At 43.5% G+C, this 23470-nt stretch carries 20 protein-coding genes; 17 read left to right on the top strand and 3 right to left on the bottom strand.

Translation table 11 applies throughout. The annotated features are described in order from the left end of the window. Nucleotides 1-4 precede the first annotated feature (4 nt). The 15 genes from ACTNC6_RS05785 (at nucleotide 5) to fabV (ending at nucleotide 15776) form a co-directional block, all read left to right on the top strand. Entirely contained in the window at nucleotides 5-2251 is a 2247-nt protein-coding gene (locus ACTNC6_RS05785; protein WP_173743853.1) for a DNA gyrase/topoisomerase IV subunit A, read from the top strand. Nucleotides 2252-2388: 137 nt separating this feature from the next. Further along, nucleotides 2389-2853 (top strand): ribosome maturation factor RimP, encoded by a 465-nt coding sequence (rimP, locus tag ACTNC6_RS05780; protein ID WP_026076997.1) that lies wholly within the window; start codon nucleotides 2389-2391, stop codon nucleotides 2851-2853. Nucleotides 2854-2880: 27 nt separating this feature from the next. Continuing rightward, nucleotides 2881-4053, top strand: coding sequence for a transcription termination factor NusA (gene nusA / locus ACTNC6_RS05775; RefSeq protein WP_441034446.1), 1173 nt, complete (start codon nucleotides 2881-2883; stop codon nucleotides 4051-4053). Next, on the top strand, nucleotides 4037-4312 hold the full coding sequence (rnpM, locus tag ACTNC6_RS05770) for an RNase P modulator RnpM (RefSeq protein WP_019162060.1): 276 nt from the start codon (nucleotides 4037-4039) through the stop codon (nucleotides 4310-4312). Before nusA ends, rnpM begins: the two co-directional genes overlap by 17 nt. Continuing rightward, nucleotides 4302-4601, top strand: coding sequence for a L7Ae/L30e/S12e/Gadd45 family ribosomal protein (locus ACTNC6_RS05765; protein WP_019162059.1), 300 nt, complete (start codon nucleotides 4302-4304; stop codon nucleotides 4599-4601). The genes rnpM and ACTNC6_RS05765 overlap by 11 nt, the downstream gene beginning before the upstream one ends. Before the next feature lie 3 nt (nucleotides 4602-4604). Further along, entirely contained in the window at nucleotides 4605-7262 is a 2658-nt protein-coding gene (gene infB / locus ACTNC6_RS05760; protein ID WP_441043433.1) for a translation initiation factor IF-2, read from the top strand. A gap of 58 nt (nucleotides 7263-7320) precedes the next feature. Continuing rightward, on the top strand, nucleotides 7321-7731 hold the full coding sequence (rbfA, locus tag ACTNC6_RS05755; protein WP_019162057.1) for a 30S ribosome-binding factor RbfA: 411 nt from the start codon (nucleotides 7321-7323) through the stop codon (nucleotides 7729-7731). A 12-nt stretch (nucleotides 7732-7743) separates the two neighbouring features. Then, entirely contained in the window at nucleotides 7744-8706 is a 963-nt protein-coding gene (locus ACTNC6_RS05750; RefSeq protein ID WP_441034441.1) for a DHH family phosphoesterase, read from the top strand. After that, nucleotides 8706-9590 (top strand): tRNA pseudouridine(55) synthase TruB, encoded by an 885-nt coding sequence (gene truB, locus ACTNC6_RS05745; RefSeq protein ID WP_173743849.1) that lies wholly within the window; start codon nucleotides 8706-8708, stop codon nucleotides 9588-9590. The genes ACTNC6_RS05750 and truB overlap by 1 nt, the downstream gene beginning before the upstream one ends. Before the next feature lie 36 nt (nucleotides 9591-9626). Next, nucleotides 9627-10526, top strand: a complete 900-nt coding sequence (locus tag ACTNC6_RS05740) for a bifunctional riboflavin kinase/FAD synthetase (protein ID WP_441034437.1) — start codon at nucleotides 9627-9629, stop codon at nucleotides 10524-10526. 140 nt (nucleotides 10527-10666) lie between these two features. Continuing rightward, nucleotides 10667-10933 carry a 30S ribosomal protein S15 gene (gene rpsO / locus ACTNC6_RS05735; RefSeq protein ID WP_019162053.1) on the top strand — a complete coding sequence of 89 codons (267 nt, stop codon included), beginning with the start codon at nucleotides 10667-10669 and terminating at the stop codon, nucleotides 10931-10933. Between the two features lie 258 nt (nucleotides 10934-11191). Then, nucleotides 11192-13285 carry a polyribonucleotide nucleotidyltransferase gene (locus tag ACTNC6_RS05730; RefSeq protein WP_441043432.1) on the top strand — a complete coding sequence of 698 codons (2094 nt, stop codon included), beginning with the start codon at nucleotides 11192-11194 and terminating at the stop codon, nucleotides 13283-13285. Nucleotides 13286-13288: 3 nt separating this feature from the next. Then, nucleotides 13289-13777 carry an anaerobic ribonucleoside-triphosphate reductase activating protein gene (nrdG, locus tag ACTNC6_RS05725; RefSeq protein WP_019162050.1) on the top strand — a complete coding sequence of 163 codons (489 nt, stop codon included), beginning with the start codon at nucleotides 13289-13291 and terminating at the stop codon, nucleotides 13775-13777. Nucleotides 13778-13891: 114 nt separating this feature from the next. Further along, the gene (locus ACTNC6_RS05720; RefSeq protein ID WP_441043481.1) at nucleotides 13892-14404 is read left to right on the top strand and encodes a deoxyuridine 5'-triphosphate nucleotidohydrolase; all 513 of its coding nucleotides are present in this window, start codon (nucleotides 13892-13894) and stop codon (nucleotides 14402-14404) included. A 190-nt stretch (nucleotides 14405-14594) separates the two neighbouring features. Next, entirely contained in the window at nucleotides 14595-15776 is a 1182-nt protein-coding gene (gene fabV / locus ACTNC6_RS05715; protein WP_441034431.1) for an enoyl-ACP reductase FabV, read from the top strand. 58 nt (nucleotides 15777-15834) lie between these two features. Here the strand turns inward: fabV and ACTNC6_RS05710 are convergent, their stop codons facing one another. Next, nucleotides 15835-16665, bottom strand: coding sequence for a Cof-type HAD-IIB family hydrolase (locus ACTNC6_RS05710; protein WP_441043431.1), 831 nt, complete (start codon nucleotides 16663-16665; stop codon nucleotides 15835-15837). A gap of 149 nt (nucleotides 16666-16814) precedes the next feature. Between ACTNC6_RS05710 and larE the strand changes: the two genes are divergently transcribed. Together larE and ACTNC6_RS05700 are read left to right on the top strand one after the other, a co-directional pair. Beyond that, nucleotides 16815-17663, top strand: coding sequence for an ATP-dependent sacrificial sulfur transferase LarE (larE, locus tag ACTNC6_RS05705; RefSeq protein ID WP_441043430.1), 849 nt, complete (start codon nucleotides 16815-16817; stop codon nucleotides 17661-17663). Further along, entirely contained in the window at nucleotides 17660-19447 is a 1788-nt protein-coding gene (locus ACTNC6_RS05700) for an aminopeptidase P family protein (protein WP_441043429.1), read from the top strand. The genes larE and ACTNC6_RS05700 overlap by 4 nt, the downstream gene beginning before the upstream one ends. Nucleotides 19448-19533: 86 nt before the next feature. Here ACTNC6_RS05700 and ACTNC6_RS05695 read toward each other — a convergent pair whose 3' ends face one another. Next, the gene (locus ACTNC6_RS05695; RefSeq protein ID WP_441043428.1) at nucleotides 19534-21300 is read right to left on the bottom strand and encodes an ABC transporter ATP-binding protein; all 1767 of its coding nucleotides are present in this window, start codon (nucleotides 21298-21300) and stop codon (nucleotides 19534-19536) included. Next, the gene (locus ACTNC6_RS05690; protein ID WP_441043427.1) at nucleotides 21297-23111 is read right to left on the bottom strand and encodes an ABC transporter ATP-binding protein; all 1815 of its coding nucleotides are present in this window, start codon (nucleotides 23109-23111) and stop codon (nucleotides 21297-21299) included. The genes ACTNC6_RS05695 and ACTNC6_RS05690 overlap by 4 nt, the downstream gene beginning before the upstream one ends. Nucleotides 23112-23470: the final 359 nt, after the last annotated feature.

Here is a 23470-nt window from a genome sequence, read left to right as displayed (position 1 = left end):
ATAAATGGAAACAAAACAGGAGAATGTGATCCCTACCGACTATGCGGAGGTCATGCAGAAATCCTATATCGACTATGCCATGAGTGTTATTATCTCCAGAGCTCTGCCGGATGTGCGTGACGGATTAAAGCCTGTACAGAGAAGAACACTGTATGATATGTATGAACTGGGGATCCGATATGACAGACCTTACAGAAAATGTGCCCGTATTGTAGGTGATACTATGGGTAAATACCATCCCCATGGGGACAGCTCCATCTATGAAGCTCTTGTAGTGATGGCCCAGGATTTCAAAAAAGGTAAAACTCTGGTTGATGGACATGGAAATTTCGGTTCCATTGAAGGCGACGGTGCAGCTGCCATGCGATATACAGAAGCAAGACTTGAAAAACTGACACAGGATGTTTTTCTTGAGGATCTGGATAAGAATGTTGTGGATTTTATGCCAAACTTTGATGAGACAGAAAAAGAACCTGTGGTGCTGCCTGTCAGAATTCCCAATCTTCTTGTAAACGGAGCTGACGGCATCGCAGTTGGCATGGCAACCAGCATTCCTCCTCATAACCTGGGAGAGGTAGTTGATGCTGTAAAGGCATATATGAAGAATAATGACATCAGTGTCAAAGGTCTGATGCGTTATCTCAAAGGACCGGATTTCCCCACAGGCGGTCTGGTGGTAAATAAAGATGACCTGCTCAAAATCTATGAGACAGGAACAGGAAAACTCCGTGTCAGAGGCAAGGTAGAGACAGTGAAGCAGAAGGGCGGCAGGCAGCAGCTTGTGATCACGGAGATCCCATACACTATGATAGGTGCGAATATAGGAAAATTCCTGAATGATATTGCATCTCTGGTGGAAAGTAAGAAAACAACAGATATTGTGGATATCTCAAATCAGTCCTCCAAAGAAGGAATCCGTATAGTTCTTGATCTGAAGCGTGATGCTGATGTGGAGAACCTGACCAATATGCTGTATAAGAAAACAAAGCTGGAAGATACATTTGGTGTCAATATGCTTGCAGTTGCAGATGGCAGACCTGAAACTTTGAGCTTGAAGCAGGTGATAGAGCACCATGTGGACTTTGTGTTTGACGTTACAACCAGAAAATATACCACACTTCTGAATAAAGAGCAGGAGAAGAAGGAAATCCAGGAAGGTCTGATCAAGGCCTGTGATGTGATTGATCTGATCATTGAGATCCTTCGCGGCAGCAAAAGTCGTGAGCAGGTGAAAAAATGTCTGGTTGAGGGAAATACAGAAGGAATTAAATTTAAGTCCAGGTCCAGCGAGAAAGCTGCGAAGACACTGCAGTTTACAGAAAGACAGGCTACGGCTATCCTGGAAATGCGACTGTATAAACTGATTGGTTTGGAGATGGAGGCACTCCAGGCAGAATATGGAGAAACCATGAAGAATATTGCTCTCTATGAGGATGTTCTGAATAATTATGATTCTATGGCAGCTGTGATCATGAAAGATCTGGATCAGATTAAGAAAGAATATGGTTCCAGACGCCGTACAATAATTGAAAATGCAGAGGAAGCCGTATACGAAGAAAAGAAAATGGAAGAGATGGAAGTTACATTCCTGATGGATCGTTTTGGTTATATGAGAGTGATCGATAAATCTGCATATGAGAGAAATAAAGATGCTGCCACTGCAGAGAATAAATATGTATTCCATTGCATGAATACGGATAAGATCTGTATATTTACAGATAAAGGCAAGATGCACAGTGTTAAGGTGGCAGATATACCTCTGGTACGGTTCAGGGATAAAGGGACACCGGCAGATAATCTGAGCAATTATAACAGTACGGAAGAACAAATGCTCTATGTGGCGCCGCTGGCGGAGATCAGACAGTCAACCCTGTTGTTTGTTACAGCTTCTTCTATGTGCAAGTTAGTGTCCGGCGCAGAGTTTGAGGTGGCAAAAAGAACGATTGTGTCTACCAAGCTGGGAGATGAGGATAGCTTGATTTTTGTGGGATCTGCAGATGAGATGGAGCAGATCGTCCTTCAGAGCGAAGGGGGATATTTCCTGCGATTCCAGAAACAGGATGTTTCTTCTATGAAAAAAACATCTATCGGTGTCCGGGGGATGAAGCTGGCAGAAGGAGACAGGGTATCTCATGCATATATGTTGGAGACCAGGCAGGAGTATACCATTGAGTATCATGACAAACCATATACTCTGAATAAGGTGAAGCTTTCCAGGCGTGATACCAAAGGCACAAAGCCACGTATTTGAAACAATAAAAAGAAAATGCCGGAAAAGCCTTGCATTTCCCCATAATTGGTGCTACAATAGGAAAAGATTAGAACTTGTTGAAATAGGAGTGGGCGTGAGCCCACTCCTATTTGCTGAATGGAAAGGCAGGTGGGAAAATGAGCAGACGGGAAGAGTATGAGAAAAGAGCAGAAGAGCTTCTGGCGCCGATTGTGGAGCAGAATGAATTTGAACTGGTGGATGTGGAATATGTAAAGGAAGCCGGAAACTGGTATCTGAGAGGATATATCGACAAACCGGGTGGAATCACAGTGAATGACTGTGAAACAGTAAGCAGAGCTTTCAGTGATAAGCTGGATGAGAATGATTTTATTGAAGATAGCTATATCATGGAGATCAGTTCTCCGGGGCTGGACAGACCGTTGAAAAAAGAAAAAGATTTTCAGAGAAACATGGGAAAACTGGTGGAGGTCCGTACCTACCGGCCAATTGAGAAACAAAAAGAGTTCTGCGGTATATTGACCGCGTTTGACAGTAACAGTGTGACAATCGATGAAGATGGCACGGAGCGAACATTTGAGAAAAAGGATATGGCTCTGATACGTCAGGCAATTGAGTTTTAGTGATAAATTCGGGAGGATAAGAAAAAAATGAACAAAGAATTAATGGAGGCGCTGAATATCCTGGAAAAGGAAAAAAATATCAGCAAGGATACATTGCTGGAGGCAATTGAACAGTCTCTGATCCAGGCTTGCAAGAACCATTTTGGCAAAGCGGACAATGTACATGTGACCATTAATCCGGAAACCTGTGATTTTGCTGTATATGCAGAGCGAAATGTTGTGGAATATGTGGAAGACCCGGCATTGGAAATTTCTCTGACAGATGCTCAGAAAATCACATCCAGAGCAGAAATCGGCGGGATCGTCCAGGTCCCCATCCAGTCTAAGGAATTCGGACGAATTGCAACACAGAATGCCAAAAACGTAATTCTGCAGAAAATCCGTGAGGAAGAGCGCAGAGTACTGTATGATGAATATCATGGAATTGAAAAAGAAGTGGTAACAGGTATTGTGCAGCGTGTGATGGGCAAGAATGTAAGCATTAATCTGGGTAAGGTAGATGCTGTTTTAAGCGAAAACGAACAGGTTAAGAGTGAGCATTTCAAACCTACAGAGAGAATCAAGCTGTATATCCTGGAAGTTAAGGATACACCGAAGGGACCTCGTATTCTGGTATCCAGAACTCATCCGGAACTGGTAAAAAGACTTTTTGAGTCAGAGGTTGCAGAGGTGAGAGATGGTACTGTAGAGATTAAGAGTATTGCCCGTGAGGCTGGTTCCCGTACTAAAATCGCAGTATGGAGCAATGATCCGGATGTAGATCCTGTAGGAGCCTGTGTAGGTATGAACGGAGCCCGTGTTAATGCTGTGGTAGAAGAACTCCGCGGTGAAAAAATTGATATTATCAATTGGGATGAGAATCCGGCAATTCTTATTGAGAATGCCTTAAGTCCTGCAAAAGTAATTGCAGTTATGGCAGATCCGGATGATAAAACAGCACTGGTGGTTGTACCCGATTACCAGCTTTCTCTTGCAATCGGCAAGGAAGGACAGAATGCGCGTCTGGCAGCAAGACTGACAGGGTTCAAGATTGATATCAAGAGTGAAACCCAGGCAAGAGAGTCCGGCGATTTCTATGATTATGATGAGGATGAGGAGTCCGGTGACGAATATGCAGAAAATGCTTCCGAAGCAGAGTCCGGTACTGAAGAGACTTTTGCAGAGGAGCAGGAAGCAGCAGATCATGAAAACGAAGAGTAAGATTCCTATGCGCCAATGTACAGGCTGCAGGGAAATGAAAAGTAAAAAAGAAATGATAAGAGTCCTGAAGACTACAGAGGATGAAATTGTACTGGATACTACCGGAAAGAAAAACGGTAGAGGTGCTTACCTGTGTTTCTCCAGGGACTGTCTGGAAAAGGCAATGAAAAATCATGGCCTGGAGCGTTCTTTGAAGGCAGGGATTCCGGACGAAGTATATGAGCGACTGAAGAAGGAGCTGGAGGATATTGAAAAATAACAGAGTACTGTCACTGATAGGGCTGGCTACCAAAGCAGGCAAGACTGTAAGCGGTGAATTTTCCACTGAGAAATCAGTAAAAACAGGAAAGGGACTGCTGGTTATTGTAGCTGAGGATGCATCAGAGAATACCAAGAAGAAATTCCGAAACATGTGCAGCTTTTATGAAGTTCCGATTTCTTTTTATTCAGATAAAGAGAGCCTTGGCAGGGCAATGGGAAAGGAATTCCGTGCCTGCCTGGCTGTCCAGGATGAAAACTTTGCGAAAGCAATCATGAAGGAGGTATAGCAATTGTCAAAATTGCAGGCACATGAGCTGGCCAAAGGGCTTGGAAGACAGAACAAAGAAGTAACAGAAATAGATAAATATAATAGGGGAAAGGAGCATATTGCGAAATTGGATACTCCCAAAACAGAAGAAAAGGTTGTAACAGCAAATCTTGAAGGAGAAAAGGCTGAAACACCTAAAAAGAAAAAGAATATTATCCGTGTTTATCATGCACAGAATGCAAGTGACGGAGGAAAAACAAGAAAGAAAACAGTAAAGCCTGCAGCTGAAAAAAAAGCGGAGGCACCAAAGACAAATGAGACAGTAAAACCAGCTGTGACAAAGACAGCAGAAACTCAGTCTCCGCGTCAGACAACTTCGGACCGTGCAGGTGCCGGCAACAGAGGCTCCCGACAGGGAGATGGCCAGAACCGCCAGGGTGGTCGTCCGCAGGGAGATGGAAGAAGCCAGGGAGGCAGATTTAGCCAGGGCCGTTCACAGGGAGATGGTCAGAACCGTCAGGGTGGTCGTTTCCAGGGTGAAGGCCGTCCACAGGGAAATCGTTTTGGACAGGGAAGAGGCCAGGGAGATGGCCAGAACCGCCAGGGCGGTCGTCCGCAGGGAGATGGAAGAAGCCAGGGAGGCAGATTTAACCAGGGCAGACCACAGGGCGAAGGCCGTCCGCAGGGACAGCGCCAGAATACCAGAAAGAATGATGACATGGTATTTGCACCTGAACTGACCAAGACTTCCAAGGACAGCAAGAGAGAGCGCGACAGAGAGAATAAAAATAAGAAAAAAGAATTCGACAAGAGCCAGAACAATGGTGGACGCAGACCAAATCAGGGAGGCTTTAACAAGAATTCCAGATTACCGAAGGCACTGCAGAAGCCGACTCCTCAGCCAAAGCAGGAAGAGAAGAAACCAGAGGTTAAGGAGATTACCCTTCCGGAGAAGATGACGATCCGCGAACTGGCAGAGGCAATGAAAATGCAGCCTTCTGCCATCGTAAAGAAGCTTTTCATGCAGGGTATGATGGTTACTGTGAACCATGAGATTGATTTTGAAAAAGCTCAGGAAATTGCTCTGGAATATGATATTGTTGCAGAACCGGAAGAGAAGGTGGATGTGATCGGAGAGCTTCTGAAAGAGGAAGAAGAGGATGAATCCAAGATGGTTCCAAGACCACCGGTTGTCTGTGTTATGGGTCACGTTGACCATGGTAAGACATCTCTTTTGGATGCTATCCGCAAAACAAATGTAACCAGAGGTGAGGCTGGCGGTATCACACAGCATATCGGTGCTTCTGTGGTAGAGATCAACGGAGAGAAGATTACTTTCCTGGATACTCCGGGACATGAAGCATTTACTGCAATGCGTATGCGTGGTGCTAATTCTACAGATATTGCAGTTCTGGTTGTTGCAGCGGACGATGGTGTAATGCCTCAGACAGTAGAGGCTATCAGCCATGCAAAAGCAGCAGGCGTTGAGATCATTGTTGCTATTAACAAGATTGATAAACCAAGTGCCAATATTGAACGTGTAAAACAGGAACTTTCTGAATACGAGCTGATTCCGGAAGACTGGGGTGGAAGTACAATTTTTGTACCTGTTTCTGCCCATACAGGAGAGGGAATTGATACTCTTCTTGAAATGATCCTGCTTACAGCAGAGGTATGTGAACTGAAAGCAAATCCAAACCGTGCAGCTAGAGGTCTGGTTATTGAAGCACAGCTTGACAAAGGAAAGGGCCCTGTTGCTACAATTCTTGTACAGAAGGGAACTCTTCATGTAGGGGACTTTATTGCAGCAGGAGCATGCAGCGGTAAGGTACGTGCAATGATGGATGACAGGGGACGACGTATTAAACAGGCTGGTCCTTCCACGCCGGTAGAGATTCTGGGTCTTGGTGATGTTCCAAATGCCGGCGAGATTCTGCTGTCCTTTGACAGTGATAAAGAGGCGAAGAATTTTGCAGGGGCATTCGTATCAGAAAACAAGAATCGTCTGCTGGAGGAGACAAAGGGTAAACTGTCTCTGGATAATCTCTTTGACCAGATTCAGGCAAGTGACCTGAAAGAACTGCCGCTTATTGTAAAGGCTGATGTGCAGGGCTCTGTAGAAGCCGTAAAACAGAGTCTGACCAAACTTTCCAATGAGGAAGTGGTTGTTAAAGTTATCCATGGTGGAGTTGGAGCCATCAATGAATCTGATGTTAGTCTTGCGGCTACATCAAATGCGATTATTATCGGCTTTAATGTCCGTCCTGATACTACAGCGAAACAGCTGGCAGAGCAGGAGGGCGTAGATCTCCGCCTGTACAGAGTTATCTATCAGGCAATCGAAGATGTGGAAGCTGCTATGAAGGGTATGCTGGATCCTGTATTTGAGGAGAAGGTAATTGGCCATGCAGAGGTTCGTCAGCTGTTTAAGGCATCCGGAATTGGTACAATTGCAGGAAGCTATATTCTGGATGGTGTCTTCCAGAGAAACTGTAAGGTTCGTATTTCCAGAGAAGGAGAGCAGATCTTCGAGGGAGAACTTGCATCTCTGAAGAGATTTAAGGACGATGTAAAAGAAGTCAAGACGGGCTATGAATGTGGTCTTGTATTTGACGGCTTTAATGATGTAAAAGAAGAAGATAAGGTAGAGGCCTATATTATGGTAGAGGTACCAAGATAGGTATCAGGATACAGCCGGATAGAAATGTCCGGCTGATAAAATAGGAGTGAATATCTGAATGCGAAAAAACAGTATTAAGAATACAAGGATCAATGGTGAAGTTCAGAAAGAGCTGAGCACCATCATCCGTAATGAGATCAAGGACCCGCGTATTCATCCCATGACTTCTGTCATGGCTGTGGAAGTGGCTCCTGATCTGAAAACCTGTAAGGCATACATTAGTGTGCTTGGGGAAAAAGAAGCAAAAGAAGCAACGATCAAAGGACTAAAAAGCGCAGAAGGCTATATCCGACGTCAGCTTGCTCATAATATGAATCTGAGGAATACGCCGGAGATTCGTTTCATCCTGGATGAGTCCATCGAATATGGTGTGACCATGTCTAAATTGATCGATGATATTGCAAAGAAAGATCAGTCTCACAAACAGGAAACTGATATTGACAATTTCCAGGATGAGGAAGAAATTTGAGAGGTTAAATATATGAAAAATATTGCGGAGATACTGGATGGTGTGAAAACAATGGGAATCGGCGGACATGTTCGTCCGGACGGTGACTGCGTCGGTTCCTGTATGGCATTATATTTATATGTGAAAACCTACTGGCCGGAGATTCAGGTGGATGTGTATCTGGATCATCCAAAACCGGTTTTTGGTCATATTGACTGTATGGATGAGGTTAAAATGAAACTGGATGGTGAGAAGGAATATGACCTTTTTGTTACCTGCGATGTGAGCGCAAAGGACAGACTGGCCATTGCAGCTCCCTATTTTGACTCTGCAAAAAAGACAGCCTGTATTGATCATCATGTCAGCAATCCTGGATTTGCCCAGATCAATCATATTCGGGGCGAGGTAAGCTCTGCCTGTGAGGTGCTGTATAGTCTGTTGGATCCTGAAAAAATAAATTGCACGATCGCCAAACCAATCTATACAGGAATGGTTCATGATACAGGAGTGTTCCAGTATTCTTCAACTTCTCCGGATACCATGCGGATTGCCGGAGAACTGATGAAAACAGGATTCAATTTCAGTAAGATTATTGATGAATCTTTTTATCAGAAAACTTATATCCAGAATCAGGTTATGGGACGAGTTCTGGCAGAGAGCATTATGCTTCTGGATGGGAAATGTATTGTTGGCTATCTCAAAAAGAGAGATATGGACTTCTACGGTGCTGATGGTAAGGATCTGGATGGTATTGTCAGTCAGCTTCGTCTCACTCAGGGTGTGGAGGTTGCTATGTTTATCTATGAGTTTGAACAGCAGTCTTTCAAGGTTTCTCTTCGATCTAACGGAAAAATTGATGTAAGCAAGATAGCAGTATACTTTGGCGGCGGCGGACATATGCGTGCAGCAGGCTGTGATCTGCAAGGATCCGTGTACGATGTGATCAATAATGTGACAGGGCAGATATGCAAACAGTTTCAGGAGACAGAGGGCTGATGGATGGAATCATAGTGATCCGCAAGGAAAAAGGGTATACCTCTCATGATGTTGTGGCAAAATTGAGGGGAATTCTTCATATGAAAAAGATCGGGCATACCGGAACCCTTGACCCGGACGCAGAGGGGGTTCTCCCGGTAGCACTGGGCAAAGCTACAAAGCTGGTGGATCTGATCACTGATAAAGAGAAAACCTACGAGGCAGTTATGCGCCTTGGAGTAGTGACAGACACACAGGATATGACAGGGACTATTCTGTCACAGACGGAACAGATTTCTGTGACTGAGAAGGAGGTAAAAGAAGCAGCGGAATCCTTTCTTGGAGAACAGCTTCAGATTCCTCCCATGTATTCAGCACTGAAGGTAAATGGGAAAAAACTCTATGAGTTGGCACGAGAGGGAAAGACTGTGGAGAGAAAGCCACGGCCTGTACACTTTTATCAGATTGAAATTCTGGAGATAAATCTGCCGTTGGTGCGGTATCGTGTAGTCTGTAGCAAGGGAACCTATATCCGTACACTGTGCCATGATATGGGAGAGAAGCTTGGCTGCGGTGCTGCCATGGAATCTCTGGTGCGTACAAAAGTGGGAAAATTTGAATTAAAGGATGCCATTACACTTGCACAGGCAGAGGAAGCTGTAAAGTCCGGAGCTATACAGGATAAGGTTCTGGGTATAGAAGAAATCCTGGGAGAATATCCCCGGATTTGCTGTAAAGAAGAAGGTGACAGGCTTCTTGCTAATGGGAATCCTCTTCCTCAGGGAGTGGTTTCCGGATGTGAGAAGCAGGGCTGGATCAGAATGTGTAGCAGTGGAGGTGCATTTGCCGGAGTTTATCAGTGGGATGAAAGGCGGTTTCTATATTTCCCTGTGAAAATGTTTTGAGACATTATCCAGACATTACGATAATTAGGAGACACAATGGAATATATAAGAATCGAGAATGATTTTCCCAGGATTGCCCACAGCGCGGTAACTCTTGGAAAGTTTGATGGCATACATCGCGGACACAGAAAGCTTGTGGAGAAAATTATCGGACAGAAGCAGGAGGGAGCACAGGCAGTAGTGCTGGCTCTTGGAAATGCTTCCAGAACCATTCTTACCAAAGAAGAAAGATGTCGCCTGCTAGAGAAGCTGGGCGTAGATATTCTGTTGGAATGTCCGTTGAATGACCGGATCCGGCATATGAAAGCAGAAAATTTTATAAAAGAAATTCTGGTAGGAGACCTTCAGGCCTCCTACGTGGCTGTCGGGGAGGATTTCCGGTTTGGCTTTGAACGAAAAGGAACTCCGCAGATGCTGAAAGAATATGGCAGAAAATATGGGTTTGATGTGGAAATCCTGCCAAAAGAAATGGATGGACGCAGGAAGATCAGCAGCACTTTTATCAGGGAAGAACTGAGCAGAGGCAATATGGAAAAATTTCATGCTCTTATGGGAATGGATTTCTCTGTGGAGGGAGAAGTGGAGCATGGCCGGGGAATGGGACATAAATATCTCCTTCCCACAACAAATCTGATTCCTTCTGGAGAGAAACTGATGCCGCCTAACGGTGTCTACATCACAGTTTCGTATTTTAAGGAAAGAACATATCAGGGAATCACCAATATTGGCTATAAACCTACAGTAGGAGGAGAGAAATTTCTTGGAGTGGAAACCTATCTGTTTGATTGCCATGAAGACCTTTATGGCAAGTACTGTCGGGTGGATTTTAAAAAATTTCTCAGACCTGAACAGAAATTTACATCTCTGGAAGCTTTAAAAAAACAGTTGGAAAAGGATGCAGTCAAAGGTCAGGAATACTTTCGAAAAGAAAAATAAAAAAAGAGTTTACACACCATGGGCAATGTGCTATACTATTCAAGGTGAATTCAGCCCATGTTCAGGGACAGGAAACTCCGACCATCCCTTAATATGCGGCGGTCCAATCAATAATATTATATAAATAGGAGGAAATCAAAATGATTTCAAAAGAAAAGAAAGCAGCAATCATGAAAGAATATGCAAGAACTGAAGGCGATACAGGATCACCAGAGGTACAGGTAGCTATTCTTACAGCAAGAATTCAGGAGCTTACAGAGCATTTACAGAGCAACCACAAAGATCATCATTCCAGAAGAGGTCTTCTGAAAATGGTAGGTCAGAGACGTGGACTGTTAGCTTACCTGAAGAAAACAGACATCGAAAGATACCGTGCACTGATTGAAAAATTAGGTTTAAGAAAATAATTAGTATGCGGAAGGGGCGGATATACCATCCGCCCCATTTTTAGTCGGAAAAGCTGTCAGCAGCAGCTTTTCTGTGAATGCAGGAGTTATTTCCGAGACTACTGAAAAGATTATTTCTATGATGCAGAAGAATGCAGGGGAATTTATGGTAAAAGTAGTTTTTTCAGTTGTTTCGGACTCCTGTTTCCATACTCATCCTTTCATAGCGATACAGTCTGGATGAACAATAATAATGAATTTATATAAAGGAGAATGAATATGTACAAAAGTTATTCCATGGAATTAGCCGGAAGAACATTAACCGTAGATATTGGCCGTGTGGCAAAACAGGCAAATGGTGCAGCTTTGATGCATTACGGAGATACTACTGTATTATCCACAGCAACAGCATCCAAAGAGCCAAGAGAGGGAATTGATTTCTTCCCGCTGAGTGTTGAATACGAAGAGAAAATGTATGCAGTAGGAAAGATCCCGGGAGGTTTTAATAAGAGAGAAGGTAAAGCAAGCGAACATGCTATTCTTACATCCCGTGTTATTGACAGACCTATGCGTCCTCTGTTTCCAAAGGATTACAGAAATGATGTAACACTGGTAAACATGGTTATGTCTGTTGATCCGGAATGTAATCCGGAGATTCCGGCTATGCTGGGTTCTGCTATTGCAACCTGCATTTCCGATATCCCCTTTGACGGTCCATGTGCAACCACACAGGTTGGTCTGATCAATGGTGAATATATCATCAACCCTACCATGGCACAGAAAGATGAATCTGACCTTCAGCTTACAGTAGCTTCCACAAGAGAGAAAGTAATCATGATCGAAGCCGGCGCAAAAGAAGTTCCGGAAGACAAGATGATCGAAGCTATCTATAAAGCTCATGAAGTAAACCAGGAGATCATCAAATTTATCGATAAGATCGTAGAAGAATGCGGAAAACCGAAACACAGCTACGAATCATGTGCAGTTCCGGAAGAACTTTTCGCAGCGATCAAAGAAATCGTACCTCCGGCAGAAATGGAAGTTGCCGTATTCTCTGACGATAAACAGACAAGAGAAGAAAATATCCGTCAGGTAACAGAGAAACTGAAAGAAGCTTTTGCTGACAAGGAAGAGTGGCTTGCAGTTCTGGGCGAGGCTGTATATCAGTACCAGAAGAAGACTGTCCGCAAGATGATCTTAAAAGACCACAAACGTCCGGATGGTCGTGCCATTACTCAGATCCGTCCTCTGGCAGCAGAGACAGATATTATCCCCAGAGTACATGGTTCTGCTATGTTCACACGTGGACAGACACAGATCTGTACCATCACAACTCTGGCTCCTCTTGCAGAAGCACAGAAGCTTGACGGACTTGACGAATTTGAAACTTCAAAGAGATATATGCATCACTACAATTTCCCGTCCTACTCTGTAGGTGAGACAAAACCATCCAGAGGACCGGGACGTCGTGAGATCGGACATGGTGCACTTGCTGAGAGAGCATTAGTTCCTGTACTTCCAAGCGAAGAGGAATTCCCATATGCGATCCGTACTGTATCTGAGACATTTGAATCCAATGGTTCTACTTCTCAGGCAAGTATCTGTGCATCCACAATGTCTCTGATGGCAGCCGGTGTACCGATCAAAAAACCGGTAGCAGGTATTTCCTGTGGTCTGGTAACAGGCGATACAGATGATGATTACATTGTTCTCACAGATATCCAGGGACTTGAAGACTTCTTCGGAGATATGGACTTCAAGGTAGCCGGAACTCATGACGGTATCACAGCGATCCAGATGGATATCAAGATCCATGGACTGACAAGACCGATCGTAGAAGAAGCAATCAGACGTACAAAAGAAGCAAGAGAATATATATTGACAGAAGTTATGGAGAAATGTATTGCAGCTCCACGTACATCTGTAGGAGAATATGCTCCGAAGATCATCCAGATTCAGATCGATCCTCAGAAGATCGGTGATGTTGTAGGTCAGAGAGGAAAGACTATCAACACGATCATTGAGCGCACAGGCGTTAAGATTGATATTACTGATGAAGGTGCAGTATCTATCTGCGGAGTTGATCAGAAGAGCATGGATGAGGCTGCTGAGATGGTTAAGATCATTGCTACTGATTTTGAAGCAGGTCAGATCTTCACAGGTAAGGTTGTCAGCATCAAGGAATTTGGAGCATTTGTTGAATTTGCACCAGGAAAAGAGGGAATGGTTCACATTTCCAAAATCTGTAAAGAAAGAATCAATCGTGTGGAAGATGTGCTTACACTTGGAGACAAGGTTAAGGTTGTTTGTCTTGGTAAGGATAAGATGGGCAGAATCAGCTTCAGCATGAAAGATGTACCGGAAGAAGCGTAAAATATGAGATATCACAATATTACCAAGGACGATATGCTGAATGGTGACGGACTCCGTGTAGTTCTGTGGGTGGCAGGATGTGATCATTGTTGCCCGGAATGTCAGAATCCTGTGACCTGGGATCCCAATGGCGGTCTGCCCTTTACAGATGCAGAGCGTACAGAGATTTTTGCAGAGCTGGATAAGGATTATGTCAGTGGAATTACATTTTCAGGCGGAGATCCGCTGCATCCGGCAAATATTACTGAGGTAACAGCTCTTGCAAAGGAGATCAAAAAGAAATATCCGGATAAAACCATCTGGCTTTATACAGGCTTTCTCTGGGAGGAAATCTGCAGAGAGAAAATTACAGAGTATCTGGATGTCTGCGTAGACGGTGAATTTGAAGCAGACAAGAAAGAGCTTTCTCTGAGGTGGAAGGGTTCCAGCAATCAAAGAGTGATTGATGTTCCGGAGACTCTTCGTCAGGGAAAAATTGTATTGCACCAATAAGAAATAAATATACAGGCAGTTCAAGTATGCTCAGGTGTACCTGAACTGCCTGTTTTTGCTGAACAGGAAAAGCAAAAAGAATGTTTTGAACATGAGAAAGGAATGATGAAAAACATGAAACGAATTGCGAAATTTTATAAAGTAAGTAAAGAACGTTTCACAGCAGACTGGACAGATACATTTGGACAGTCTCAGAAAGAAGCGGAGAAAATATATGAAGCAATCCATCTGCCAAAGAGAGCAACAGCAGGCAGTGCAGGATATGATTTCTTTGCACCTGCAGAATTTATTCTGAAACCAGGTGAAACAGTGAAGATTCCTACAGGAATCCGCGTGGAAATGCAGCCGGAATGGGTACTGAAATGCTATCCCCGAAGTGGACTGGGATTTAAATACCGCCTCCAGCTCAATAATACAGTAGGTATCATTGACAGTGACTATTTCTATTCAGATAACGAAGGTCACATCTTTGCAAAGCTTACAAATGATTCTAATGAAAACAAAACTCTGATAATTCCCGCAGATACAGGGTTTATGCAGGGCATTTTTGTAGAGTATGGGATCACAGTAGATGATGATGCTACAGAAATACGTAATGGAGGCTTTGGAAGTACTACTGCAAAATAATAAAAAAAGAGAAATCTGAATGTTAAAAAGCAGAACATAGGCAAGAAAGAAATATTTTTGCTTTACGTTCTGCTTTTTTTTTGCTATAATATTTTGAGAATCAAAATATTTGGCAAAGTATAACCAATCAGACGGATTTATCTGATGGGAATGATAACAATTGGTTTGTAAAATTGAGGAGAGAAAAAATATGATCATTGAACCAAAAGTAAGAGAATATATCTGCACCACCGCACACCCACAGGGATGTGCGGAGAGTGTAAGAAATCAGGCAGAGTATGCCTGTAAGCAGGGAGAGGTAAAGGGAACAAAGAAGGCACTGATCATTGGATGTTCTACAGGTTATGGTCTTGCATCCCGTATCTGTGCATTGGAAAACTGTGGCGCTGACACATTGGGGATTATGTTTGAACGTCAGGCAAACGGCAGAAGGACAGCTACACCGGGATGGTATAATACAGCAGAATTTCATCATCTGGCAGCAGAAAAAGGTGCCTATGCGAAAACCATTAATGGGGACGCTTTTTCCAGGGAGATTAAAGAGAAAGCGATTGAACTGATCCGAAAAGATATGGGAAAAGTAGATCTGGTAGTCTATAGTCTGGCAGCACCCAGACGTACAGATGCTGAGGGAAAAACCTGGTCTTCCTGTCTCAAGACTACAGAGGAAGCATTTACAGAAAAGAGCCTTGATCTGAGAAATAACCAGATTACAGAAAAGACAGTGGAACCTGCAACTGAAGAGGAAGTTTTAAGCACAGTTAAAGTTATGGGAGGAGAAGACTGGGCAGACTGGATTGATGCATTAAAGGCAGCAGATGTACTGACTGAGAATGCAGTGACAGTAGCATATTCTTATATTGGTCCGGAACTGACTTATCCGATTTATTACCATGGAACCATTGGAACAGCCAAACAGCATTTGCAGAAAACCATGACTGAGATTAATCAGGCATATCCGGATGTCCGCGCAGTAATTTCTGTAAACAAAGGGCTGGTAACTCAGGCAAGCGCAGCAATTCCCGTTGTACCCTTGTATTTTGCTATTCTTTATAAGGTTATGAAGAAGGCTGGAAATCATGAAAACTGTATTCAGCAGATTGCAAGACTGTTTACACAGAAGCTTTATACACCGGAAGGATTTCAGACAGATGAAAACGGGTTTATCCGCATGGATGATTATGAATTAATGCCTGAAATACAGGAAGAAGTAAAAAAATGCTGGAAAGCGGTCACTACGGATACAGTAAAGGAATATTGTGACATTGATGGATACTGGGAAGATTTTTATCATATGTTTGGATTCCGATACGAAGATATTGATTATACCCAGGATATTGAGGCTGAGGTAGAGATTAACGGTGTAGAATAAGAAGAAAGAAGATGTGTCTGCCGCAGAAAAGGAGACACATCTTTTTTACGCTATTTTGCTATTTTTTTAAGGCAAATTTTTCAATGGCTTTAGCTACGCCTTCTTCATCATTGGAGGTGGTAATGTAATCAGCAGCAGCTTTTACAGCAGGCTCTGCATTTGCCATAGCAACGCCCAGACCGGCTTCTTTGATCAGGCACAGGTCATTATCACCGTCTCCGCAGGCCATGATAGATTCTCTGGGGATTCCAAGCATTTTTCCCAGTGTGATTAGAGCAGTCCCTTTGTTTACACCGGCAGCATTTACTTCGATATTGTAGCTTAAGGAGCCTACAGGTTCCAGTTCTTTGATCTGGGTCAGTTCGTTCCACGCAGACTCCCGTTCATTCATATCTGCAAAAAGAGCCTGGACTTTATCCATGGCCTGTCCTTCCTGACGGATCAATTCCCACAGGTCAGGTACAAATTTGCGGGTAGTGCGGAAATAATCCCACATATGTGGATTGTGGTGGTAACGGCTGATCTGGGATAATTTTTTTTCTTCTGCATATCCCTGACCATGGAAATAGATTTCACAGAGAGTATCGTATTTCTCAAAGATCCGGAGAGCCTTTATTGCGCTTTCCAGAGGAAGAAGCTGTTCTATTATGACTTTTTCCGTACGGATATCCAGGACTCGGGCTCCATTGGAGGTAAGCGCATAGTGAATACCGGGCAGCTTTTGCAATTCTTTCGGAATCCCGCTGAACGGACGACCGGTAGCTACCAGCACTTCAATTCCTGCATCAAGAGCTTGGGTTAGTACTTTTTTTGTATTTTCGGTAAGTTCCTTTGTGGTGGTAAGCAGTGTACCATCCAGATCAAGACCAATCAATTTAATATCTGGCATAGTAATAGATTCCCTTCTGTAGATAATTCTGTAACATAACTATACTAAAAAACAAAAAAAACCACAATGGTCATTGAAAATATATTGAGAATTTATTATACTAATCTAAGTGTGTTTGAAATTTGGAAACAAAACAGGAGTACAAGATTATGAAAAATAAACTGGAATATTTAAAGCAATATCTAAAAGAACTTGGCAGTGTGGCAGTTGCTTTTTCAAGTGGAGTGGATTCCACATTTCTGTTAAAGGTAGCACATGATGTATTGGGAGATAAAGCCATTGCTGTTACAGCCCAGTCCTGTTCTTTTCCAAAAAGAGAGCTGAATGAGGCAAAGGCATTCTGTGAGAAAGAGGAAATCAGGCAGGTGATCTGTCAGTCTGAGGAACTGGAGATCGAAGGCTTTTCTCAGAATCCGCCAAACAGATGCTACTTATGCAAGAAGGAACTGTTTGAGAAAATCCGAGATATTGCGAAAAATAATGGAATTGAATATATTGCAGAGGGGTCTAATATGGACGATAACGGAGACTACAGACCCGGTTTGATCGCTGTAAAGGAGCTTGGGATTAAAAGTCCTTTGCGGGAAGCAAAGCTGACAAAAGCAGAGATTAGAGAATACTCAAAGGAATTGGGACTTCCCACCTGGGATAAGCAGTCCTTTGCCTGTCTGTCCTCCAGATTTGTCTATGGAGAGACCATCAGTGAGGAAAAGCTTGGAATGGTTGAGAAAGCAGAGCAGCTTTTACTTGACTATGGATTCCATCAGGTACGTGTCCGTATTCACGGTTCACTTGCAAGAATTGAGATCATGCCGGAGGAATTTCCGAAACTTCTGGAAAAAAATGTCCGAGAGGATATTGCAAAGAAATTTAAGGAGTATGGATTCACTTATGTGACCATGGATATTCTGGGATATCGTATGGGAAGTATGAACGAAGCACTTGGCGAAAATGACAAAACGACTGCAGATAGCAGCCTTAAGGGTAAAAACGAATGACAGTAAAAGAGAGAATAACAGCACTTCGTGCACGCATGAAAGAGACAGGAATTGATGCATATCTGATCCCTACAGATGATTTCCATGGTTCGGAATATGTAGGTGAATATTTCAAATGCAGAAAATATATCACAGGATTTACCGGTTCTGCAGGCACTGCGGTGATCATGCAGGATATGGCAGGATTATGGACGGATGGACGTTATTTTATCCAGGCTGCAGATCAGCTGGAGGGAACAGGAATTACTTTATTTAAAATGGGTGAGCCGGAAGTTCCCACAGTTCATGAATTCTTGAAAAAAAATCTGACACAGGGAATGTGTCTGGGATTTGACGGACGTACTGTCAGTGCAAAAGAGGCATCAGAACTGGAGAAAATGCTGGATGAAAACGGTGTGTCTCTCAGTGTTGATCACGATCTGGCAGGGGATATATGGGAAAACCGCCCGGCACTTTCCTGTGAACCGGTTACAGAGCTGGATATAAAATGGGCAGGAGAATCCAGAGCTGATAAATGCGCAAAAATCCGCAAAGCAATGGAGAAGAAGGGTGCAGATTTATTTGTACTGACTTCTCTGGATGATATTGCCTGGCTGTTAAATATACGTGGGGGAGATATCCACTGTTGTCCGGTGGTTCTTTCTTATCTTGTAATGACAAAAACAGAGATCAGACTTTTTGCAAATGAGAAAGCCTTTCAGACAGATGTACTGGAAGCGCTGGAAAAAGATGGTGTGACCCTTTTTCCCTATGACAGTATCTATGAGTATGTGAAAACATTTAAAAAGGACAAAAAAGTTCTTCTCTGCAAAAAGAAAGTCAACAGTCGTCTGGTTAGCAATATTCCGGCAGATACCCGGATTCTGGATGAAGAAAATCTTACACTTCTTCCCAAGGCAACGAAGAATCCTGTTGAGGTGGAAAATGAACGCATTGCGCATATCAGAGACGGAGTTGCAGTTACAAAGTTCATATACTGGTTAAAGAAGAATGTTGGAAGGATTCCGATCACAGAATTAAGTGCAGCAGAAAAGCTGTATGAATTCCGTTCGGAACAGGAGGATTTCATAGATAACAGTTTTGATCCGATTATTGCCTATGGAAAGCATGCTGCTATTGTACATTATTTTGCAACACCCGAAACGGATATTCCTCTGGAACCATCCGGCTTTCTTCTGGCAGATACAGGAGGACATTATAAAGAGGGAACTACTGATATTACCCGTACTGTTGTCATGGGACCGACTACTGAGGAAGAGAAAAAGTACTTCACAGCAGTTTTGCGGGGAACTCTGAATCTGGGAGCTGCCAGATTTCTTCATGGCTGTACCGGTGTAAATCTGGATATTCTGGCGAGACAGCCGCTGTGGGAAATGGGAGAGGATTTTAAACATGGAACCGGTCATGGAGTAGGATATCTTCTGAATGTCCATGAAGGACCCAATAGCTTCCGATGGAAAATTGTTCCGGGTGGAAATGCAGTGCTGGAGGAGGGAATGATCACCTCTGATGAGCCGGGATATTACAGAGAGGATGGATTTGGAATCCGTCATGAAAATCTGATGGTCTGCAAAAAAGCTGAAAAAACAGAGTATGGTCAGTTTATGTGCTTTGAATTTCTAACTATGGTACCTTTTGATCTGGATGGAGTGGTGCCGGAACTGATGAGTGTCCGGGAACGTAACCTTCTCAATGATTACCATACACAGGTATATGAGAAGATTTCTCCGTATTTGAACGAAGAAGAAAAAGAATGGCTGAAAGATGCTACCCGGGCAATCTGATAAAAATAAAAAATATTTTACAAAACCAAAAAGAGGAACAGCCGTGATGGACAGCTGTTCCTTTTTGATTTATTATCTGGTTTGTTTTATTCAGAAACTTTTGCAAACTGGCTGTTATATAAAGTATGGTAAAATCCACCTTTTGCAATCAGCTCATCATGAGTACCCTGCTCAATGATACTTCCGTCATTCATAACAAGGATCAGATCTGCATTGCGGATCGTAGAGAGGCGGTGAGCTACGATAAAGCTTGTTCTTCCCTCCATCATTCGTTCAAACGCTTCCTGGATCTGTAATTCTGTTCTGGTATCAATACTGGAAGTGGCTTCATCCAGGATCAGCATCGGAGGCAGACAGAGCATAACTCGTGTGATACACAGCAGCTGTTTCTGTCCCTGGCTTAAGCTGTCTTCGTTGAGCATGGTGTCCAGTCCTTTAGGAAGCCTCCGGATAAATTCCCAGCTGTGGGTAAGCTTGGCTGCTTCGATGATTTCAGTATCTGTAGCTTCCGGTTTTCCAATGGAGATATTGTCGCGGACAGTTCCGTTTTTGATCCATGTTTCCTGAAGCACCATACCATAGCTGCTTCTCAGAGAATGGCGGGTAATGTCTCTGATCGGTTTGCCGTCAACGGAAATAGATCCGGAATTTACATCATAGAATCTCATCAGAAGGTTGATAAAGGTTGACTTACCGCATCCGGTAGGTCCTACAATGGCAACGCGCATACCTGGTTTTACATGGAGATTAAATTCCTCAATCAGTTTCTTTGACTCATCATAATGGAAGCACACATTCTTAATATCTACTTCACCCTTTACATCTTTCAGTGTCTCAGAAGCCTCTGCAACTTCCGGTTCCTCCTCCAGCAGATCGAAGATTCTGCCTGCACAGGCAAGAGCATTCTGAAGTTCTGTAACAACGGAACTGATATCATTGAATGGTTTCATATACTGGTTGGCATAGGAGAGAAGTACGGAAAGTCCTCCGACTGTCAGTCTGCCTCCAGGGATAATGAATGCACCCACCAGTGCAACACAGGCATAAATAATATTATTGACAAAACGGGTGGAAGGGTTTGTCAGACTGCTGTAAAAAACAGCCTTCAGACTGCATTCCTGTAATTCTTCATTAACCTTTGCAAAGCGTTCAGAAGATTTTTCCTCATATCCAAAGGCCTGAACTACCTTCTGGTTTCCAATCATTTCTTCAATGAGAGCAGTCTGGCGTCCTCTGGCATCGCTTTGCTTCCGGAACATCTGGAAGGTATGGGAAGAAATAAATTTGGCTACCAGGAAGCTTAAAGGAGTCAGAACAGTGACCATCAATGTAATCCAGACATTTTTGGAAAACATAAAGATCAAAGTTCCTATAATAGTTACGATTCCTGAGAAAAGCTGGGTAAATCCGAGCAGCATACCATCAGACAGAATATCTGTATCTGCGATAATACGGCTGATGATATCTCCGGTACTGTGTCCGTCAAGGTAAGAGAGGGGAAGTACCTGAATGTGTCGGATGGCTTTGGCACGGATATCCTTTACTGTCTGGTAGGTCATGCGGTTATTGATCACATTCATAAGCCACGTGGCAGCAGAAGAGAGGATGACCATTACAAGGATACGTGACAGGTAATACCACATCATTTCGAAGTTTACCTGATGTTGGGCAATGACCTGGTCAATGGCATTTCCGAACAGGATCGGGACATACAGCTGAAGGATAACGGAAACTGCCGCCAGTATGATACTGAGGATCAACAGGAAACGGTATCTTCCAATGAAACGCAGTACTTTAAAAAAGGTTTCGCTGCTTTTACTTTTAGCAGGATCCTTTACTGTTGATCTGCTCATACAGTCACCTCCTTCATTATATTACCAGCAGATACAGAGGAGTATCTGGCTCTTTCTTCCGGAAACTGGGAGAAGTAGATTTCCCGGTAAGTATCACAGGTACGCAGCAGTTCAGCATGAGTACCCTTACCTGCCAGAGTACCGTTATCAAGAACAAGGATCAGGTCTGCCTGCTGAATGCTGGAGGAACGCTGGGATACCAGAAATGTAGTTACCTTCCAGTCAAGTCTGTTGAGAGACTTACGCAGTGCTGCATCAGTGGCAAAGTCCAGGGCACTGGCGCTGTCGTCCAGGATCAGGATCTCAGGTTTCTTTACCAGGGCACGGGCAATGGTAAGTCTTTGTTTTTGGCCGCCGGAAAGGTTTTTACCGTTCTGTTCCAGCATAAAATCAAGCTGTCCCGGTTTACCCTTTACCACCTCTTTTCCCTGTGCTGTGGTAAGTGCCTGCCACAGATCCTCATCAGAGGCATCTTCCCGGCCCCATTTCAGATTGTCCCGGATAGAACCTTTGAAAAGGGCTGCCTTCTGGGGAACAACGCCGATTCTGGAGCGGAGATCACTTCTGGTGTAATTTTCAATATTCTGACCATCCAGCAGAACAGTTCCGTTGCTGGCATCATAGAATCTGGAAATCAGATTTACCAGAGTGGTTTTTCCGCTTCCTGTACCACCGATGATACCTACTGTCTGGCCTTTCTTTACTGAAAAACTGATGTGGGAAAGGCTGGGGGCACCAGCACCGCTGTACTCAAAGGTTACGTCATTGAATGCGATGGAAGTTTCAGAAAGTGATGCATCAGCAGTTGCTGTTGCAAAGCCCTTCGATGTCTGAGCGGAATATGCGGAGGAAGACGGGTAGTTCATAGTAGATTTCACTTTCAGAATATCTGCCACACGCCCTGCGCAGGCTGCGGATTTGTTCAGGGTGATGATCAGGGAGGCAAGCTTGATCAGTTCCACGATCATCTGAGCCATATAGTTATAAAGGGCAACAACCTGTCCCTGCTGCATACCGCCAAGATTTACTTCTACTCCTGCCTTCTGGATCAGGATGACAGTGGCAATGTTGATCAGTACGTAGGTGACCGGATTTAACAAAGCGGAAAGCTTTCCTACAAAGAGATTTAACTTTGTCAGTTCCTGATTGCGGGTATCAAATTCTGCAACTGCCTCTTTTTCACGGCAGAATGCACGGATAACGCGGACACCTGTAAGGTTTTCTCTGGTCAGTCCGGTTACTGTGTCCAGTTTTCCCTGTACCTTTTTAAACAGAGGAATACTGAGAAACATAATGACAAAGACAACCAGAAACAGAAACGGGATCGCAACAGCAAAAACCAGGGCACATTTAAAGTCAATGGTAAATGCCATGACCATGGATCCAAGTACGATAAACGGACTTCGAAGAAGAAGACGAAGCCCCATGTTCAGTCCGTTCTGGACCTGATTGATATCGTCGGTAAGTCTTGTGATCAGGGTGTCTGTTCCCAGGGTATCCAGCTCTGTAAAGGACAGACGCTGTACATGGTCATAAACTGCCTGTCTTAATTTAGTGGCAAAGCCCACGCTGGCTTTGGCTGCAAAGAACTGAGCTGTGATGGTACTGGCAAGACCAAGAGCCGCCATTAGTATAAGAATAGAAAATCTCTGGACAATGTATCCGTTGTCGTGGTTTGCAATACCTACATCAATGATCTGTGCAATGATGATAGGCACGATCAGGTCAAATACAACCTCCAGAAATTTAAAAAATGGCGCAAGGATGCTTTCTTTTTTGTAGTTTTTTAAATAAACTGCCAATGAACGCATTTTAAAAATTCCTTCCTTTCGTAAAAAAGCTTTCCTATATTAGTTCTTCCTTTTTTTGAAAAATAATACATTCAAAAGTGTATCATTTGAGACTTTTTTGTCAAGAAGAATGTGCAAAAACAGATGAACTTTGGAGAAAATTCGTTACTGTTCACTCCGTTCACAGTAACTTAGCCAAAATTCATTCCAGATTGCCTGCGGCAATGGAATTTTGGCTTGTATGTCTCGGGATTTTGGCATATTCATGCCAAAACACCTCGCAGAATAGTGGTGTGTGAACAGTAACGAAAATTCAACTTGACTTCCAAAAAAGATATTATTAAAATATTCCGTGGCACTATTTGTGCGTTGACAATAGA

Origin of the sequence: Blautia sp. HCP3S3_C4 (assembly GCF_052064095.1) — a bacterium.
GTDB lineage: Bacteria > Bacillota > Clostridia > Lachnospirales > Lachnospiraceae > Blautia_A.
This window is presented reverse-complemented; position numbering and strand designations above follow the sequence as displayed.

Excerpts from the sequence above, each read along its gene's own strand:
- ACTNC6_RS05710 (WP_441043431.1), bottom strand. The coding sequence starts at position 16,665 with ATGCCAGATATTAAATTGATTGGTCTTGATCTGGATGGTACACTGCTT.
- fabV (WP_441034431.1), top strand. The coding sequence starts at position 14,595 with ATGATCATTGAACCAAAAGTAAGAGAATATATCTGCACCACCGCACAC.
- ACTNC6_RS05700 (WP_441043429.1), top strand. The coding sequence starts at position 17,660 with ATGACAGTAAAAGAGAGAATAACAGCACTTCGTGCACGCATGAAAGAG.
- nrdG (WP_019162050.1), top strand. The coding sequence starts at position 13,289 with ATGAGATATCACAATATTACCAAGGACGATATGCTGAATGGTGACGGA.
- ACTNC6_RS05720 (WP_441043481.1), top strand. The coding sequence starts at position 13,892 with ATGAAACGAATTGCGAAATTTTATAAAGTAAGTAAAGAACGTTTCACA.
- ACTNC6_RS05690 (WP_441043427.1), bottom strand. The coding sequence starts at position 23,111 with ATGCGTTCATTGGCAGTTTATTTAAAAAACTACAAAAAAGAAAGCATC.
- rbfA (WP_019162057.1), top strand. The coding sequence starts at position 7,321 with ATGCGAAAAAACAGTATTAAGAATACAAGGATCAATGGTGAAGTTCAG.
- rnpM (WP_019162060.1), top strand. The coding sequence starts at position 4,037 with ATGAAAACGAAGAGTAAGATTCCTATGCGCCAATGTACAGGCTGCAGG.
- ACTNC6_RS05750 (WP_441034441.1), top strand. The coding sequence starts at position 7,744 with ATGAAAAATATTGCGGAGATACTGGATGGTGTGAAAACAATGGGAATC.
- ACTNC6_RS05730 (WP_441043432.1), top strand. The coding sequence starts at position 11,192 with ATGTACAAAAGTTATTCCATGGAATTAGCCGGAAGAACATTAACCGTA.
- rpsO (WP_019162053.1), top strand. The coding sequence starts at position 10,667 with ATGATTTCAAAAGAAAAGAAAGCAGCAATCATGAAAGAATATGCAAGA.
- ACTNC6_RS05740 (WP_441034437.1), top strand. The coding sequence starts at position 9,627 with ATGGAATATATAAGAATCGAGAATGATTTTCCCAGGATTGCCCACAGC.
- nusA (WP_441034446.1), top strand. The coding sequence starts at position 2,881 with ATGAACAAAGAATTAATGGAGGCGCTGAATATCCTGGAAAAGGAAAAA.
- ACTNC6_RS05785 (WP_173743853.1), top strand. The coding sequence starts at position 5 with ATGGAAACAAAACAGGAGAATGTGATCCCTACCGACTATGCGGAGGTC.
- larE (WP_441043430.1), top strand. The coding sequence starts at position 16,815 with ATGAAAAATAAACTGGAATATTTAAAGCAATATCTAAAAGAACTTGGC.
- rimP (WP_026076997.1), top strand. The coding sequence starts at position 2,389 with ATGAGCAGACGGGAAGAGTATGAGAAAAGAGCAGAAGAGCTTCTGGCG.
- truB (WP_173743849.1), top strand. The coding sequence starts at position 8,706 with ATGGATGGAATCATAGTGATCCGCAAGGAAAAAGGGTATACCTCTCAT.
- ACTNC6_RS05695 (WP_441043428.1), bottom strand. The coding sequence starts at position 21,300 with ATGAGCAGATCAACAGTAAAGGATCCTGCTAAAAGTAAAAGCAGCGAA.